We start from the raw sequence: 17,923 nt of genomic DNA on the forward strand, positions 1-17,923 counted from the left end.
TTAGGGGGAAACGACAATGACATTAGAAATCTTCGAATACTTAGAAAAATATGATTATGAGCAAGTAGTATTTTGTCAAGATAAAGAATCTGGTTTAAAAGCAATTATTGCAATTCATGATACAACACTTGGACCGGCTCTTGGTGGAACAAGAATGTGGACATATGATTCTGAAGAAGCGGCGATTGAAGATGCATTGCGTCTTGCAAAAGGGATGACATACAAAAACGCAGCAGCTGGTTTAAACTTAGGTGGTGCGAAAACAGTAATTATCGGTGATCCTCGTAAAGATAAGAGCGAAGCAATGTTCCGTGCACTAGGACGTTATATCCAAGGACTAAACGGACGTTACATTACAGCTGAAGATGTTGGTACAACAGTAGATGATATGGATATTATCCATGAAGAAACTGACTTTGTAACAGGTATCTCACCATCATTCGGTTCTTCTGGTAACCCATCTCCGGTAACTGCATACGGTGTTTACCGTGGTATGAAAGCAGCTGCAAAAGAAGCTTTCGGTACTGACAATTTAGAAGGAAAAGTAATTGCTGTTCAAGGCGTTGGTAACGTAGCATATCACCTATGCAAACATTTACACGCTGAAGGAGCAAAATTAATCGTTACAGATATTAATAAAGAAGCTGTACAACGTGCTGTAGAAGAATTCGGTGCATCAGCAGTTGAACCAAATGAAATTTACGGTGTTGAATGCGATATTTACGCACCATGTGCACTAGGCGCAACAGTTAATGATGAAACTATTCCACAACTTAAAGCAAAAGTAATCGCAGGTTCTGCAAATAACCAATTAAAAGAAGATCGTCATGGTGACATCATTCATGAAATGGGTATTGTATACGCACCAGATTATGTAATTAATGCAGGTGGCGTAATTAACGTAGCAGACGAATTATATGGATACAATAGAGAACGTGCACTAAAACGTGTTGAGTCTATTTATGACACGATTGCAAAAGTAATCGAAATTTCAAAACGCGATGGCATAGCAACTTATGTAGCGGCAGATCGTCTAGCTGAAGAGCGCATTGCAAGCTTGAAGAATTCTCGTAGCACTTACTTACGCAACGGTCACGATATTATTAGCCGTCGCTAATCATTCATATATAACTTTTACAAAAGGTGTGGTTACCTCTTATGAGGTTTCCACTTCCTTTTGAATTTATTAGTGGAGGTAGCAACATTGTCTGTAAATCGAATTCTTGTTATTAACCCAGGTAGTACATCCACAAAAATTGGTGTTTTTGATAATGAAAGACCCGTTCTAGAAGAAACGATTCGTCATGACGTAGAACAGATTGGAAAATATAAGAGAATTATCGACCAATATGAGTTTCGAAAAGAAACGATTTTAGAAGTTCTACATTCTCATGGTATTAACATTTCAAAATTAAACGCTGTTTGTGGGCGTGGTGGATTACTTCGTCCAATCGAAGGCGGTACGTATACAGTAAACGATGCGATGTTAGAAGATTTGAAAAATGGCTTTAGCGGTCATCACGCTTCAAACCTTGGAGGCATTTTAGCATATGAAATTGCTTCTGGATTAAACATTCCTGCATTCATTGTAGATCCTGTCGTTGTAGATGAGATGGAACCGGTTGCTCGTATAAGTGGCATTGCTGGTATGGAACGCAAAAGTATCTTCCATGCATTAAATCAAAAAGCAGTTGCTCGTAAAGTAGCTGAACAGTTAAATCACAAATACGAGGATTTAAATTTATTAGTTACACATATGGGTGGCGGTATTACAGTTGGTGCTCATAAAAAAGGAAGAGTAATCGATGTGAATAACGGTTTAAACGGAGAAGGACCATTTAGTCCAGAGCGCGCTGGTACAGTACCAGTAGGGCAACTAGTAGAAATGTGTTTCTCTGGTGAGTATTACCGTGATGAAATGATTAAAAAACTTGTCGGACAAGGTGGACTTGTAAGTTTAATCGGTACAAATGATGCGATTAAAGTAGAGCAAATGGTTGAAAAAGGTGATCCTGAAGCAACTCTTATTTATAAAGCAATGGCATATCAAGTTGCAAAAGAGATTGGCGGAGCTAGCGCTGTACTTCACGGGAAAATCGATGCAATCGTATTAACTGGTGGACTGGCATACAGTAAAATTCTTGTCGATGAAATAAAAGAGCGAGTGGACTGGATTGCAGATGTTATCGTACATCCAGGCGAAGATGAGTTAGAAGCGTTAGCAGAAGGAGCACTTCGTGTATTACGTGAAGAAGAAGCTCCAAAAGAATACGTTGTACGTGAAAAAGAAACGGTAGCTAGGGGTTGAGATAATGGCAAAAGAATATGATTTAGTCATCGTTGGCGGCGGTACTGGTGGATATGTTGCTGCAATTCGTGCATCACAACTAGGGTTAAAAACTGCACTAGTCGAAAAAGAAAATCTTGGTGGTACTTGTTTACACAAAGGATGTATTCCTAGTAAAGCTCTTTTACGTAGTGCGGAAGTATATGCAACTGCTAAAAAAAGCGAAGAGTTCGGAGTTATTGCAAGCAATGTAGAACTAAACTTTGCGAAAGTACAAGAGCGTAAAGAGAAGATAGTAACGCAGCTTCATAAAGGCGTTCAACATTTAATGAAACAAGGTAAAATTGATGTGTTTGAAGGTATTGGCCGTATTCTTGGCCCATCTATTTTCTCTCCGATGCCAGGGACAATTTCAGTTGAACTTGCAAGTGGAGAAGAGAATGAAATGTTAATTCCAAAAAATGTACTTATTGCAACAGGTTCTCGTCCAAATTCATTACCAGGTTTAGAATTAGACGGAGAGTACGTAATGTCTTCAGATCATGCTCTAAAAATGGAAACGCTTCCTAGTTCGATTATTATCGTTGGTGGCGGTGTAATCGGTATTGAGTGGGCATCTATGCTTGCTGACTTCGGTGTAGAAGTTACAGTATTAGAGTATGCGAAAACGATATTACCACTAGAAGATCAAGACGTTTCAAAAGAAATGCAACGTCTATTCAAGAAAAAAGGTATTAAAGTGGTAACTGGTGCAAAAGTATTACCAGAAACATTGGTAAAAGATAATGGAGTAACAATCCAAGCTGAACACAACGGTGAAAATAAAGAATTTAAAGCAGAAAAAATGCTTGTATCTGTAGGAAGACAAGCGAATACGCAAAATATTGGCTTAGAGAATACAGATATCGTTGTGGAAAAAGGATACATTCAAACAAATGAGTTTTATCAAACGAAAGAATCGCATATTTACGCAATTGGAGATGTAATCGGTGGCCTGCAACTCGCTCACGTTGCTTCTCACGAAGGAATTGCTGCAGTAGAACATATTGCAGGGAAAGAAGTTACACCAATCGATTACTCTATGGTATCAAAATGCGTATATAGCAGTCCGGAAGTTGCTTCTGTCGGTTTAACAGAACAAGAAGCGAAAGAAAAAGGCTATAAGTTAAAAGTAGGTAAGTTCTCATTCCGCGCAATCGGAAAAGCACTTGTATACGGAGAATCAGATGGTTTCGTAAAACTTGTAGTTGATGAAGAGACAAATGACATTCTTGGTGTTCATATGATTGGACCGCATGTAACAGATATGATTTCTGAAGCGGGTCTTGCAAGAGTACTTGATGCAACACCTTGGGAAGTAGCACATACAATTCATCCGCATCCATCATTATCTGAGGCGATTGGTGAAGCAGCACTTGCTGTAGATGGAAGAGCGTTACACGCATAAAAATGTGGATTTAGGAGGTTATGAAAAATGGCAGAAGTAAAAGAAAAGCGCCATGAAGAGCTTGGCTTAAGTGATGAGCAAGTATTAGAAATGTTCCGTACGATGTTACTTGCACGTAAAATCGACGAACGTATGTGGTTATTAAACCGTGCTGGTAAAATTCCATTCGTAATTTCTTGTCAAGGACAAGAGGCTGCACAAGTTGGAGCGGCGTTCGCTCTTGATAGAGAGAAAGATTATGCATTACCATACTACCGTGATATGGGTGTTGTACTAGCATTTGGTATGACAGCTAAAGAGCTTATGTTGTCTGCTTTCGCGAAAGCTGGAGATCCAAACTCTGGTGGTCGTCAAATGCCTGGTCACTTCGGTCAAAAGAAAAATCGTATTGTTACAGGTTCATCTCCAGTAACAACGCAAGTACCACATGCAGTTGGTATTGCATTAGCTGGAAAAATGGAGAAGAAAGATTTAGTAACGTTCGTTACATTTGGAGAAGGTTCTTCAAACCAAGGTGACTTCCATGAAGGGGCAAACTTTGCTGGTGTACACAAACTACCTGTTATTTTTATGTGTGAAAATAACAAATATGCGATCTCTATTCCAGTTGAAAAACAATTAGCATGTAAAAACGTATCAGATCGTGCGATTGGTTACGGTATGCCTGGATATACAATAGACGGAAACGATCCGCTTGCAGTATATAAAGCTGTAAAAGAAGCAGCAGATCGCGGTCGTCGTGGTGAAGGCCCAACTTTAATTGAAACAGTATCATATCGTTTAACAGCACATTCTAGTGACGATGATGATCGTGTTTATCGTGATAAAGAAGAAGTAGAAGAAGCAAAGAAAAAAGATTCAATTATAACATTCGCGGCTTATTTAAAAGAAGCTGGTGTATTAACTGAGGAATCGGAAAAACAAATGTTAGACGAAATTATGCATATCGTAAATGAAGCAACAGAATATGCAGAAAATGCTCCGTATGCAGCACCTGAAGATGCATTGAAGCACGTATACGCAGAATAGGGGGGAACGTTTCATGGCTGTAATGTCTTATATTGATGCTATTACATTAGCAATGCGCGAAGAAATGGAACGCGATGAGAAAGTATTCGTTTTAGGAGAAGATGTTGGTAAAAAAGGTGGCGTGTTTAAAGCGACACACGGTTTGTATGATCAATTTGGTGAAGATCGTGCGCTTGATGCACCGCTTGCAGAATCTGCAATTGCTGGGGTAGCAATTGGTGCGGCAATGTATGGTATGCGTCCAATCGCTGAAATGCAGTTTGCTGATTTCATCATGCCAGCAGTAAACCAAATTGTTTCTGAGGCAGCAAAAATTCGTTATCGTTCTAATAATGATTGGACTTGTCCAGTTACAATTCGTGCACCATTTGGCGGGGGTGTTCACGGTGCATTGTATCATTCACAATCTGTAGAAGCGATGTTTGCAAACCAACCAGGTTTAAAAATCGTTATCCCTTCTACACCATATGATGCAAAAGGCTTATTAAAAGCAGCCATTCGTGATGAAGATCCAGTATTATTCTTCGAACATAAACGTGCATATCGTTTAATTAAAGGTGAAGTGCCGGAGGATGACTACGTATTACCAATCGGAAAAGCAGATGTAAAACGTGAAGGTGATGATATTACAGTTATCACGTACGGATTATGTGTTCATTTTGCTCTTCAAGCGGCTGAAAAGTTAGCACAAGATGGCATCTCTGCACACATTCTTGATTTACGTACTGTATATCCATTAGATAAAGAAGCAATCATTGAAGCAGCTTCTAAAACAGGTAAAGTTCTTCTTGTAACAGAAGACAATAAAGAAGGAAGCATTATGAGTGAAGTGGCAGCAATTATTGCTGAAAACTGTCTATTTGATTTAGATGCGCCAATCGCACGTCTTGCAGGTCCAGACGTTCCAGCAATGCCATATGCACCAACAATGGAAAAATTCTTTATGGTAAATCCAGATAAAGTTGAAAAAGCAATGCGTGAACTTGCGGAATTTTAATCGGGGGGACTATACATGGCTGTAGAAAATATTACAATGCCTCAGCTCGGGGAGAGCGTTACAGAGGGCACAATTAGTAAATGGCTCGTTAATGTTGGCGATCACGTAAACAAGTATGATCCGCTTGCAGAAGTAATGACTGATAAAGTAAATGCTGAAGTACCATCTTCTTTCACGGGGATTGTAAAAGAGTTAATCGCTGGTGAAGGTGATACGTTAGCTGTAGGTGAAGTAGTTTGTGTGATTCAAGTAGAAGGCGCAGATGAAGTAGCAGCAACAGCTGTTGAAGAAAAAACGAAAGAAGAACCAAAGGCAGAAGTAGCTACGTCTGAAAAAGCACCGAAAGTAAAACAACCAACTGATGGAAAACCACGTTTTTCACCAGCTGTGTTAAAACTTGCGGGTGAGCATAACGTTGATTTAGATCTAGTAGAAGGTACGGGAGCAAACGGCCGTATCACTCGTAAAGATATTTTAAAGCTAGTGGAATCTGGAAATATTCCGCAAGCAGGTGCAGCGAAGAAAGAGGAAGCTGTAGCGGCAGTAGTAGAAGCTCGCCCAGAAGCACCAAAAGCAGCACCAGTAGCGCAAAAAGTAGAAGCTGCGAAACCAGTTTCTGTACCTACAATGCCTGGAGATATCGAAATTCCAGTAACAGGTGTGCGTAAAGCAATCGCAGCAAACATGTTACGTAGTAAACATGAAGCACCACATGCTTGGATGATGATTGAAGTAGATGTGACAAACCTTGTGTCATACCGTAACTCAATCAAAGGTGACTTTAAGAAGCGTGAAGGCTTTAACTTAACGTTCTTTGCTTTCTTCGTAAAAGCAGTAGCACAAGCGTTAAAAGAGTATCCTCAAATTAATTCAATGTGGGCTGGCGATAAAATTGTTCAGAAGAAAGATATTAACCTTTCTATCGCTGTTGCAACAGAGGAAGAACTATTTGTACCAGTAATTAAGCAAGCGGACGAGAAAACAATTAAAGGTATCGCTCGTGAAATTACAGAACTTGCAGGAAAAGTACGTACGAAATCGTTAAAAGCAGACGAAATGCAAGGTGGAACATTTACAATTAATAACACAGGATCATTCGGTTCTGTTCAATCTATGGGTATTATTAATTACCCACAAGCGGCTATTTTACAAGTTGAATCAATTGTAAAGCGCCCAGTAATTATGGATAATGGTATGTTCGGTGCTCGTGACATGGTTAACTTATGTTTATCACTTGATCACCGAGTACTTGATGGTTTAATTTGTGGTAAGTTCTTAGGGCGTGTTAAAGAAATTTTAGAAAACATGTCAGAAAATAATACATCTGTATATTAATAAAAAGCTCGCTTATGCGAGCTTTTTATTATCTTATTTCTTCATCTACATCCTACTATATGTATAAATATCTTTCCCAGTAATCTTACAATAAACGATTATGTATTAGGAATTTACGAAAATACATTGCTGATATATGGTATATGGATATAAAATAAGAAAAGAATAATTTTTTTGGCAAATCTTACTGATGAAACTGTAGTATAATATATTGTATTGTATGAAAAAGAGAGTTATTCTATATAAGTGTTTTATAGATAATGTGTAATCAGTCGTCAAAACATGAAGAATGTTGACTCCTGGTTTTTTATTTTTGCCGTAACAATGTTTCAGGAGGATGTCATGAAAAGAAGTACCGAGTTTCTAAAAAGTTTAGATGTAAAATTAATTTTAATTTTGTGTGCACTATGTGTGACGAGTATAGCTGCTATATATAGCAGTCAGCAAACGGGACAGTATGGAGCTGCAAACTTTGCTATGAAACAAGGTGTTAACTACATAATTGGGGTTGTATTGTTACTTCTTGTTGCAAGCATTGATTTAGATCAGTTACAAAAATTATCTTGGCCGCTTTATATTGCTGGGTTTGCTTCACTTATTCTTTTGAAAGTATTACCACCATCAGGTTTTACACCTGAAAAATTAGGTGCAAAAAGATGGTTTGTTTTCCCAGTATTTGGACAAATTCAGCCGTCTGAGTTTTTCAAAATTGCATTGCTACTTGTAGTAGCGAGTATAGCAGTAAAACATAATGCACAGTATATGGCAAGGACATTCCAAACAGATTTAAAGCTAGTAGGTAAAATTATGCTAGTGTCACTTCCACCTATGGCGGTTGTATATAGTCAACCTGATACAGGTATGGTGTTCTTATATGCTGCTGCTATTGCATGTATTTTATTTATGTCAGGTATTCAAAAGAAATTGATAGCATTATGTACAGTTATTCCGTTGACCATATTATCTGCTTTAATATTTATTTTCTTTAAGTATCAAGATTTTTTCTATAATAATTTAGTTACTTTACTAAAACCTCACCAACAGTCGCGTATTGTAGGTTGGTTAAATCCATTTGAAAATGCAGATCAAGGTTATCAAACGCAACAATCGATTTTAGCTGTAGGTAGTGGAGGAATGGAAGGTAAAGGGTTTGGGGGAGGAAGCGTCTATATCCCAGAGAAGCATACTGACTTTATTTTCGCTACAATTGCCGAAGAAGGTGGATTTATCGTAGCAGCCTTAGTTGTCTTCTTGTTCCTATTACTACTATATCGAACAATTATTATTGGTTATTCCGCTGATAATTTATTTGGTACATTATTATGCGCTGGATCGATCGGTATATTAACAGTTCAAATATTCCAAAACATCGGTATGATCGTTGGATTAATGCCTGTAAAAGGTATTGCATTACCTTTCTTATCGTATGGGGGAAGTTCCTTATTCTCGAATATGATTATGATGGGGCTCATACTATCGGTACGGAAAACGTATAAAAAATATATGTTTTCAGTTAAGTAAAAAAAGCTGGTTCGTTTTTAAACGAACCAGCTTTTTTACATATATGCTCATAAACGTTGCAAACTAAAACAGGTTAGCAGTTTGAGACGGGTAAGGAGTGCAAAGTGATGCATATGCATATTTTTGAAGGAGCACGGCATCTTTCTAGTAGTGAATGGGTTATTCGGGCTATTATAGCATACATATTTTTAATATTAGTTGCGAAAGCGATGGGACAAAGGTCTATCGCATAACTTCGTTTTTTAGATGTTGTATTAGTGTTATTGCTTGGTGGGAATATTTCTAACGCATTGTCTGATGAAAAAGTAGGGTTACTGGGCTCGATGATTACAACGTTCATACTCGTTGTACTTCATATTATAAGCTCAGTTTTAATGCTGAAATGGGATAGATGGAGACGTTTTTTAGAGCCAGCACCTATCATTCTTATAATAATGGTTCCATTGATTTTAGCAATTTGAAAAAGGCGAGAATTACCGTGGAATATTTGTTTTCGGAACTTCGTATGCGAAATGTGAGCGATATTCAAACGATTAAATTAGCATTATGGGAAGCAAACGGTGTCGTTTCTATATTTCGGTATCCAGAATATGAAGCAGTTTCGCGGCTTGATCTTAAAGTGGCGGGAAAAAAATCTCCAGTTTCTTTTGTATTAGTAAAGGATGGGAGGATACAGAAAGATGTTCTTGCATTATTAGGAAAAACAGAAGCTTGGGCGAGAGAATTTCTAGAGGAGAGTACAGAAGTGGAATCTATTATGTTAGCTACAGTAGATGAATCACATAAAATAAATATTTTGTTAAAAAAATGAAAAATATACGCATTTTGTCGTTTCGAACATATGATACAATAGTGTGGACAACGAAAAAGGAGGCGATACGTTGGGATATGTAGAAGAATTACGAAAAATAGTTGGTCATCGCCCTTTAATTTTAGTTGGTGCTGTTGTACTCATTATAAATGAAAATGGATATGTTTTATTGCAGCAGCGGACAGAGCCGTACGGAAAATGGGGGCTACCTGGCGGGCTAATGGAGCTTAGTGAATCACCAGAAGAAACAGCTTATCGTGAAGTATATGAAGAGACAGGAATAAAAGTGAAGAACTTGCGACTAATCAATGTATTTTCTGGAGCGAACTACTTTACAAAATTAGCAAACGGTGATGAATTTCAATCTGTAACAACCGCCTATTATACAGATGAATACGAAGGGGATTTTGTTATGAATAAAGAAGAAGCAGTTCAGCTTAAATTCTTTTCAGTAACAGAACTACCTGACTATATTGTAGGATCGCATAAAAAAATGATTGCTGAATATATGAAGATTATGGAAAAAAAGATATAATCATAGTGAAAGAAATACAAAAACACAGTTCTGGTTGGTAGTCCAGACGCATGATTTCATGTCAGTAACCTTCCCCTCCGGGATGTCCTGTATTTCTAATCTTTTAAAGGAGGGGCTGTCAATGGATTTGACAGTATATCACGATGGCCAATTTTTTGTTGGAATCATTACATGTAAAGAACAAGGGAAATTGTATGGGGCGAGGTATATTTTTGGGGCGGAACCGTCAGATGAAGAAGTGCTTATGTTTGTGAATGGTTCACTTTTAGAGCATTTTCAGCACTTTGCAAAATGTGGTGTAGAAGTTAAAGAAAAACAGCGTCCTAAAAACATAAAGCGTATCATACGACAAGCAGCAAAAGAAATAAATATTAAACGTTTTACTAAGGCGCAAGAGGCGATTAGTTTATCTTATGAATTGCATAAACAAGAAAAGAAAGTGCAGTCTAAAGAGAAGCGAGAAGCTGAAAAAGAAAGAAGACGTTTAATGAAAGTACAAAAAGCAAAGCAAAAACATCGTGGTCATTAAAGAAAAGGTGTTAGAGCAAGAGCTCTAACACCTTTTCTATACTTAAATACAAGTAAACTTACTTGTATTTCATAAACATTAACTGGTAAGATACAAATAGGTAGTTTTAGAGGAGGGAAAAGAGTGATTAATTTTAACTTTTTTATGAATGATGTTGTCCGCCAAGCGCGTGAAGAGATTGTCTCTGCTGGATATACAGAATTGACGACGCCAGAAGCGGTAGAAGAAGCGTTTAAAAGAAATGGAACAACACTTGTAATGGTAAACTCTGTATGTGGTTGTGCAGGTGGTATTGCTCGTCCTGCTGCTGCGCATTCCGTACATTATGATAAACGTCCTAACCACCTTGTAACGGTGTTTGCAGGTCAAGATAAAGAAGCGACAGCAAGAGCGCGTGAATATTTCGAAGGGTACCCACCTTCTTCTCCATCATTTGCTTTATTAAAAGATGGAAAAATTGTAACGATGGTAGAGCGTCATGAAATTGAAGGTCATGAACCGATGCAAGTTATTGCGAAACTACAATCATATTTCGAAGAGAATTGTGAAGAACTATAAAAAATAAGAGAAAAGGCGGCACGTCCACAATCAAGTGGATGTGCCGCCTTTTTTATTTATTATTAAAATTTATGGAATATGCATAGTTGTGTTATTTTATGCATCATTTTATACATAAAAAATAGCATTTATATTGTTTTTTTTATTTATTTTTATTTTATATATTGCATAAAAATAAAAGTGCTGATACAATACAAACATCGAATAAATATTCTATTAAACTTTTAAATATACATCATTAGGGGGAAGAAAGATGAAGAAGTTAGTATCAATATCGTTTGCACTTATTTTAATTGTAAGTATATTCAGCGCTTGTAGTAATGGGGAATCGAAAGAAACAAAAGGAAATAAAAAAGTACTCGTAATGGGAACTTCAGCAGATTATAAACCTTATGAATATGTAGATGCGTCAAAGAGCGATGAAATTATCGGCTTTGATGTTGATGTTGCTAAATATATCGGAAAAGAACTTGGGTATGAAGTGAAAGTGAAAGATATGGATTTTGGTGGTTTATTAGCATCTCTTAGTTCAGGAAAAGTTGATTTCGTAATGGCAGGCATGACGCCAACTGCAGAGCGTAAAAATAATGTTGATTTTACAGATATTTATTTTGTTGCGAAAAATATGGTCGTTTCTAAAAAGAATTCTAACATTAAATCTGTAGAGGATTTAAAAGGGAAAAAAGTAGGAGTACAAACAGGGTCTATTCAAGAAGAGAAAGTAGCAGAATTTAAAAAACAAGTAGATTTCCAGGTTGAGGGACGTGACCGTATACCAGAAATCGTACAAGAAATTAAAGCTGGTCGTTTTGACGCTGCAATTATAGAAGACACAGTTGCTAAAAATTATTTAGAGAAAATGAAAGATTTACAAGGAGTTGAAATTAAAGAAGCGCCAGAAGAAGTTGGAGCAGCAATTGCCCTTCCGAAAAACAGTGATAAAACAGCTGAATTTAATAAAGTAATTAAAAAAATGCAAGAAAATGGAGAAATGGATAAATTAGTGAAGAAATGGTTTGGCAGCGGAAAATAAGCTGCCTTTCACTTTTCTGTGAGGGGAATGAAAAGAATGAACTTAGATTTTTCGGCGATTACGCCTTCGATACCATATATACTAAAAGGTTTAGAAGTTACTTTGAAAATTGTAGCAGTATCAGCTTTAGCAGGATTTATTTTAGGAACGCTATTAGCACTTTGTAAAATTGCTAGAATACGAGCATTAAATATAGCAGCAGATTTTTATACATCAATTTTTCGTGGTACACCCCTTGTATTGCAATTAATGATTATTTATTTCGGTGTCCCGCAAATAATTGGTTATGAAATACCAGCATTCTTAGCTGCTGTACTTGCATTTAGCTTGAATTCAGGTGCATACATGTCAGAAGTAATTCGTGCTGGTATTCAAGCGGTGGATAAAGGACAAACAGAAGCAGCAATGGCTTTAGGGGTACCATACGGAAAAATGATGAGAAATATTATTTTCCCTCAAGCATTAAAAAATATATTACCAGCGCTTGTGAACGAATTTGCGACACTTACGAAAGAATCGGCTGTAGTAACAGTAATAGGCGCGACTGATTTAATGCGTCGTGCTTACATCGTAGGCGGTGAGACATTTAAATATCTTGAACCATTACTTTTTGTTGGACTGATTTATTATATGTTAGTCATTATTCTTACATTAGTCGGGAAGGCAATTGAAGGGAGAATGAAGAAAAGTGATTAAAATTGAAAACCTTCATAAATCATTTGGTAAAAACGAAGTATTAAAAGGAATTACAACAACGATTGAAAAAGGGGAAGTAGTTGCAATTATAGGACCTTCTGGATCAGGAAAATCAACATTTTTACGTTGTATGAATATGTTAGAAGCACCAACGGATGGTCACATTTGGATTGGAACGGAAGAAGTAACGAATCCGAAAACGAATGTTATGCATGTTCGTGAAAATGTCGGTATGGTATTTCAACATTTTCACTTATTTCCTCATATGACTGTATTAGAAAATATTACGTATGCTCCTACCAATGTAAAAGGGGTAACGAAGCAAGAAGCTGAAAAGAAAGCTGAGAAACTTTTAGAAAAGGTTGGACTAGTAGATAAAAAAGATACGTATCCAAATCGTCTTTCGGGAGGACAAAAGCAACGTGTAGCAATTGCAAGAGCGTTAGCAATGGAACCCGAAGTTATGTTATTTGATGAACCGACATCGGCGCTAGATCCAGAGATGGTGAAAGAAGTGTTAGAAGTTATGAAATCGTTAGTTACGACAGGAATGACGATGGCTATCGTTACACATGAAATGGGCTTTGCAAAAGAAGTGGCAGATCGTGTTCTTTTCTTGGACGGAGGAAAGCTTGTAGAAGATAGTGCGCCAGAAGAATTTTTTGCAGCACCGAAAAGTGAACGTGCGCAACAATTTTTACAAAAAATATTGTAATATGAAAAGGTTATGTGAATAATAAGTAGAAAAGGATGACATTGTGTCATCCTTTTTTTATACTAGCTGTAAATACGTTTATACATATAGGAGTAATGATATGTTTAAAATTGGATACCGTACAGTAAAAACAGCAATAGGGACAGGCGCGGCAGTTTTTATTGCTCAGTTATTAGGGTTGGAATTTTATAGTTCAGCAGGTATTTTAGTTATTTTATGTGTACAAAATACGAAGCGCAAATCGCTTCAAGTGTCGTTACATCGTTTTCTAGCTTGTGTATTATCAATGGTATTCGCGTTTTGTATTTTTGAAACGATCGGCTATACACCACTTGCAATTAGCATATTGTTACTTACATTTATTCCGACTGCAGTAATGCTTAAAATTCAAGAAGGCATTGTCACGAGTTCAGTTATTGTTATGCATCTATATTCATTGAAGCAAATTACATGGCTTATAGTTGGAAATGAAATTGCTATATTAACGATAGGGATTAGCGTGGCGTTATTAGTAAATATGTATATGCCGAGTAGTGAAAATAAGCTAAAAGAGTATCAGGATAAAATAGAGAGCAATTTTAAAACGATTTTGTTTGAAATGGTTGTGTATTTACGAAATCGAGAAAGTAGTTGGAGTGGGGCAGAACTCATTGAAACCGAGAATATGTTAAATGAAGCAAGAGATTTATCGTTTAAAAAACTTGAGAATGCATTTATGCGAGAAGATGATTATTACTATCGTTATTTTAATATGCGTATGCAACAATTCGAAATTTTAGAGCGAATGATACCACTAGCAGCTTCTTTATCATGGACATATGAACAAGCTGATATGATTGCAGATGTTGTTGAAAACATTGGTAATGCTATTAGCCCTGAGAGTACTGGCGTTATTTCCTTAAGGCAGCTTCAAGAAATGAGGGGATTATTTAGAGACATGCCATTACCAGCTACACGCGAAGAATTTGAGATACGTGCGAAACTTGTTCAACTTGTGTATGAAATGGAACAATATTTACTCATTAAAAGTCGCTTTAAGGGAAAGGATAATATAAAAGAACTTATATAGAAGGTAGGAATTATCTATGCCGTATCTTCTCTCTATCATATTATGTCTTTCTTTATCGCCGATTTGGCCTCTTGGGGATAATCCACGTGCCGGAGATCCTTTTATTATTGTAAATAAAGCAACGAATAAATTAGCTTACATTGACGATGGAAAGATTCAAAAGGTTTTTCCAGTAGCGACAGGGAAAACGAATGAATTAACTCCAGAAGGAACTTTTGATGTTGTAATGAAAGCGAAGGATCCGTATTATATTGCGAAGGATATTCCAGGTGGGTCGCCAAAAAATCCACTTGGGTCAAGGTGGATTGGATTTAATGCAAGAGGAACTGATGGAAGTAAATATGGAATACATGGAACAAACCAACCGAGTTCAATTGGAAAGTATATTTCACAAGGGTGTATAAGAATGAAGAAAAACGATGTGGAATATTTGTTTGATCGCATTCCAATTGGAACGAAAGTATGGATTGTGAAATCGAAAAAATCATTTCAGCAATTGGCAAAAGAAAAAGGAGCCGTTGCATATGAAAAAGCCAACGAAAAGGTTGGCTTTTTCTATTATAATAAGTTGTCTTGACATGTGTACATAACCGTGCGTTAATGAGAATATAGAAAGATAAAATTAGATAAAGGGGTTGCTCATATGTACTTGAATCCAAAACTTTCGTATATGCAGTTTTTTATGGGATTTCTATTTGTTATTACATTCATATTGGCAACTTTTAATATATGTTCTTATCTTGTAGCGATTGTATGTATGGCATTACTTAATCTAACTTTTGTTATTGGAGCATTTCAGCAGAAACAATATACAAGTTTTGTAATAGCACTTGTAATGTCATTTTCCTTTAGTATTGTAGCGATTGTGTTTTATATAAAATAAACCATCTCGATGTCGAGATGGTTTATTTTGTCATGTGTAAAAAGTAAAAAAAGGACGAACACATCGCCCTTTTTACCAAAACATACTCGCGCCAGCAAGTAATGTTGTTACAAGCATAGAAATCAGCATCACATAAACCATAACTTTTTGAGCTTTTTTATGCATCGTTATACCTCCTTGCAAATCAGTACAATTTCATTGTAACGAGAAATGAAATTATGGACAAGGGGAGAGTGAGGACAAAATTCGGGAGGGGATTGCAAAATATAACAGGAAATTTGAGTGTGTATAGAGAATATAGTAAAAGGGTATATTGTTAATTTTTAGTTGGGCAAGCTGAAGAATGGAGATACGATGATGAAAATATACGAAACAGATCGTTTATACTTAAGGGAAATTGATGAGTCGTATGCTGAAACAGTTCTTCAATATTACGACAGAAATCGTGAATTTTTAAAAGCTTGGGAAGAGTATAGACCGGATGATTTTTTTACGCTAGATTATCAAAAGAAAAAGTTGCAAAAGGATAGAAAAGAGTTCGAAGAAGGGAAAATCATCAGACTATGGATTTTTAAAAAGGGTGATGATACGAAAATAATTGGGTGTATTTCATTTAATTTAATCGTTCGTGGCATTTATCAATCTTGTGTACTCAGTTATAAATTAGATAAAGCAGAGTTAAACAAAGGGTATACGACAGAAGCGCTTAGAAAAGCAATTCAAGTTGCTTTTGGGGAATTTCAGTTACATCGTATAGAAGCTCCGATTATGCCTCGTAATTTAGCATCTATACAAGTAGTAACGAAGATAGGTTTTCAATATGAAGGCGTGTCTAGGAAGATGTTAATGGTAAATGGCGTGTGGGAAGATCATATGCGCTGGGTATTGTTAAATGAGTAATAGAAAGCAGATGGTTATCTAGACATGTAAACCATCTGTTTTTTGTCTTGTATTTCGAAACTTTTGCGAAATTCTGTTATAATTAATAGTGTTACATACATAATGGTAGTGCAGGAGGCGCAGTCTTATGATTAATCAAGAACGTTTAGTAAATGAATTTATGGAATTAGTACAAGTAGATTCTGAAACGAAATTTGAAGCAGAAATCTGCAAAGTATTAACGAAGAAATTTACAGATTTAGGTGTAGAAGTATTTGAAGATGACACAATGGCTGTAACTGGTCATGGTGCAGGTAACTTAATTTGTACTTTACCAGCAACAAAAGATGGTGTTGATACAATTTACTTTACTTCTCATATGGATACAGTAGTTCCTGGTAATGGAATTAAGCCTTCTATTAAAGATGGATATATCGTATCAGATGGTACAACAATTTTAGGTGCGGATGATAAAGCTGGATTAGCATCAATGTTCGAAGCAATCCGTGTTTTAAAAGAGAAAAATATCCCTCATGGTAAAATAGAATTTATTATTACAGTCGGAGAAGAATCAGGTCTTGTTGGTGCAAAAGCATTAGACCGTGAGCGTATTACAGCGAAATATGGCTACGCATTAGATAGCGATGGAAAAGTTGGTGAAATCGTTGTTGCAGCTCCAACACAAGCGAAAGTGAACGCAATTATTCGCGGGAAAACAGCTCACGCTGGTGTAGCGCCGGAGAAAGGTGTATCTGCAATTACTATCGCAGCGAAAGCAATTGCGAAGATGCCACTTGGTCGCATTGACTCTGAAACGACTGCAAATATTGGACGTTTTGAAGGTGGTACACAAACGAATATCGTTTGCGATCATGTACAAATCTTTGCAGAAGCTCGTTCTTTAATTAATGAGAAAATGGAAGCACAAGTTGCGAAAATGAAAGAAGCATTTGAAACAACTGCAAAAGAAATGGGCGGTCATGCAGACGTTGAAGTAAACGTTATGTACCCAGGATTTAAATTTGCTGATGGCGATCACGTTGTAGAAGTTGCAAAACGTGCAGCTGAAAAAATTGGTCGTACACCTTCTCTTCACCAAAGTGGTGGCGGAAGTGATGCAAACGTAATTGCAGGACATGGTATCCCAACAGTTAACTTAGCGGTTGGTTATGAAGAAATTCATACAACAAACGAGAAGATTCCTGTTGAAGAATTAGCAAAAACAGCAGAATTAGTTGTTGCAATTATTGAAGAAGTAGCGAAGTAATGGAATAGAAAAAGCGTGTAAATCAATTATGATTTACACGCTTTTTATTTTGATTCGATTGCTTTGACAAGACGTATAAGCGAATATAAGAAAAACTATGGAAGTATATACGTTGTTGCTACATGTACTAGACGAGGGAATAACCTTAACGTATTCATATTGAAAATCGGAAGTAGTAAATAATTAATTGCAATGATTAATATAACTACAAGGAATGTATAGTTGAGTTTATCCCGCTATTTGCCGGACAGTAAGACCCCTACCTCAAAATTCAGCGAAAGTAAAGAAGTTAGGTGGGGACCCTGCTGCCCGTAAAAGTCCGATTAGTGAGA

At 36.7% G+C, this 17,923-nt stretch carries 19 protein-coding genes and 1 pseudogene; 19 read left to right on the forward strand and 1 reads right to left on the reverse strand.

Annotation, left to right across the window (positions count from 1 at the left end; translation table 11 throughout):
• Positions 1–16: 16 nt before the first annotated feature.
• The 17 genes and pseudogenes from ACTFO4_RS03590 (at position 17) to ACTFO4_RS03670 (ending at position 15,445) form a co-directional block, all read left to right on the forward strand.
• On the forward strand, positions 17–1,117 hold the full coding sequence (locus ACTFO4_RS03590; RefSeq protein WP_000171355.1) for a leucine dehydrogenase: 1,101 nt from the start codon (positions 17–19) through the stop codon (positions 1,115–1,117).
• A gap of 87 nt (positions 1,118–1,204) precedes the next feature.
• Positions 1,205–2,308, forward strand: a complete 1,104-nt coding sequence (gene buk / locus ACTFO4_RS03595; protein ID WP_000115781.1) for a butyrate kinase — start codon at positions 1,205–1,207, stop codon at positions 2,306–2,308.
• 4 nt (positions 2,309–2,312) lie between these two features.
• Entirely contained in the window at positions 2,313–3,734 is a 1,422-nt protein-coding gene (gene lpdA, locus ACTFO4_RS03600; RefSeq protein WP_001051289.1) for a dihydrolipoyl dehydrogenase, read from the forward strand.
• Positions 3,735–3,761: 27 nt separating this feature from the next.
• Positions 3,762–4,763: a 3-methyl-2-oxobutanoate dehydrogenase subunit alpha gene (gene bfmBAA, locus ACTFO4_RS03605; RefSeq protein WP_000852551.1), complete on the forward strand. Its 1,002-nt coding sequence runs from the start codon at positions 3,762–3,764 to the stop codon at positions 4,761–4,763.
• Positions 4,764–4,776: 13 nt separating this feature from the next.
• Positions 4,777–5,760: a 3-methyl-2-oxobutanoate dehydrogenase subunit beta gene (bfmBAB, locus tag ACTFO4_RS03610; protein ID WP_000290071.1), complete on the forward strand. Its 984-nt coding sequence runs from the start codon at positions 4,777–4,779 to the stop codon at positions 5,758–5,760.
• Between the two features lie 15 nt (positions 5,761–5,775).
• Complete coding sequence (locus ACTFO4_RS03615; protein WP_000257660.1) at positions 5,776–7,095, forward strand: dihydrolipoamide acetyltransferase family protein; 1,320 nt, start codon at positions 5,776–5,778, stop codon at positions 7,093–7,095.
• Positions 7,096–7,437: 342 nt separating this feature from the next.
• Positions 7,438–8,616, forward strand: a complete 1,179-nt coding sequence (locus ACTFO4_RS03620) for an FtsW/RodA/SpoVE family cell cycle protein (RefSeq protein WP_000831181.1) — start codon at positions 7,438–7,440, stop codon at positions 8,614–8,616.
• 107 nt (positions 8,617–8,723) lie between these two features.
• Positions 8,724–9,427 (forward strand): annotated as a pseudogene (locus ACTFO4_RS03625) (DUF421 domain-containing protein).
• A 70-nt stretch (positions 9,428–9,497) separates the two neighbouring features.
• On the forward strand, positions 9,498–9,962 hold the full coding sequence (locus tag ACTFO4_RS03630; RefSeq protein WP_000542536.1) for an NUDIX hydrolase: 465 nt from the start codon (positions 9,498–9,500) through the stop codon (positions 9,960–9,962).
• Between the two features lie 121 nt (positions 9,963–10,083).
• Positions 10,084–10,491, forward strand: coding sequence for a YjdF family protein (locus ACTFO4_RS03635; RefSeq protein WP_000366599.1), 408 nt, complete (start codon positions 10,084–10,086; stop codon positions 10,489–10,491).
• A 144-nt stretch (positions 10,492–10,635) separates the two neighbouring features.
• A complete protein-coding gene (locus ACTFO4_RS03640; RefSeq protein ID WP_001979317.1) occupies positions 10,636–11,049 on the forward strand; it encodes a BrxA/BrxB family bacilliredoxin in 414 nt (137 codons plus the stop codon).
• Positions 11,050–11,302: 253 nt separating this feature from the next.
• Positions 11,303–12,082, forward strand: coding sequence for a transporter substrate-binding domain-containing protein (locus ACTFO4_RS03645; protein WP_061457697.1), 780 nt, complete (start codon positions 11,303–11,305; stop codon positions 12,080–12,082).
• 36 nt (positions 12,083–12,118) lie between these two features.
• Positions 12,119–12,778 (forward strand): amino acid ABC transporter permease, encoded by a 660-nt coding sequence (locus tag ACTFO4_RS03650; RefSeq protein WP_001046916.1) that lies wholly within the window; start codon positions 12,119–12,121, stop codon positions 12,776–12,778.
• Positions 12,771–13,493 (forward strand): amino acid ABC transporter ATP-binding protein, encoded by a 723-nt coding sequence (locus tag ACTFO4_RS03655; RefSeq protein WP_000590206.1) that lies wholly within the window; start codon positions 12,771–12,773, stop codon positions 13,491–13,493. Before ACTFO4_RS03650 ends, ACTFO4_RS03655 begins: the two co-directional genes overlap by 8 nt.
• A gap of 100 nt (positions 13,494–13,593) precedes the next feature.
• Positions 13,594–14,562 (forward strand): aromatic acid exporter family protein, encoded by a 969-nt coding sequence (locus ACTFO4_RS03660; RefSeq protein ID WP_000472673.1) that lies wholly within the window; start codon positions 13,594–13,596, stop codon positions 14,560–14,562.
• Positions 14,563–14,578: 16 nt separating this feature from the next.
• Positions 14,579–15,139, forward strand: coding sequence for a L,D-transpeptidase (locus ACTFO4_RS03665; protein WP_001146566.1), 561 nt, complete (start codon positions 14,579–14,581; stop codon positions 15,137–15,139).
• A gap of 66 nt (positions 15,140–15,205) precedes the next feature.
• Complete coding sequence (locus tag ACTFO4_RS03670; RefSeq protein ID WP_000281167.1) at positions 15,206–15,445, forward strand: DUF3894 domain-containing protein; 240 nt, start codon at positions 15,206–15,208, stop codon at positions 15,443–15,445.
• Positions 15,446–15,517: 72 nt separating this feature from the next.
• Here ACTFO4_RS03670 and prli42 read toward each other — a convergent pair whose 3' ends face one another.
• A complete protein-coding gene (gene prli42 / locus ACTFO4_RS03675) occupies positions 15,518–15,610 on the reverse strand; it encodes a stressosome-associated protein Prli42 (RefSeq protein ID WP_000549040.1) in 93 nt (30 codons plus the stop codon).
• 189 nt (positions 15,611–15,799) lie between these two features.
• Between prli42 and ACTFO4_RS03680 the strand changes: the two genes are divergently transcribed.
• Together ACTFO4_RS03680 and ACTFO4_RS03685 are read left to right on the forward strand one after the other, a co-directional pair.
• Entirely contained in the window at positions 15,800–16,345 is a 546-nt protein-coding gene (locus tag ACTFO4_RS03680; protein WP_001987197.1) for a GNAT family N-acetyltransferase, read from the forward strand.
• A gap of 127 nt (positions 16,346–16,472) precedes the next feature.
• Positions 16,473–17,591 carry a tripeptidase T gene (locus ACTFO4_RS03685; RefSeq protein WP_000609803.1) on the forward strand — a complete coding sequence of 373 codons (1,119 nt, stop codon included), beginning with the start codon at positions 16,473–16,475 and terminating at the stop codon, positions 17,589–17,591.
• Positions 17,592–17,923: the final 332 nt, after the last annotated feature.

The sequence above is a fragment of the Bacillus cereus group sp. MYBKT14-1 genome, assembly GCF_051915185.1.
Lineage (GTDB): Bacteria > Bacillota > Bacilli > Bacillales > Bacillaceae_G > Bacillus_A > Bacillus_A cereus.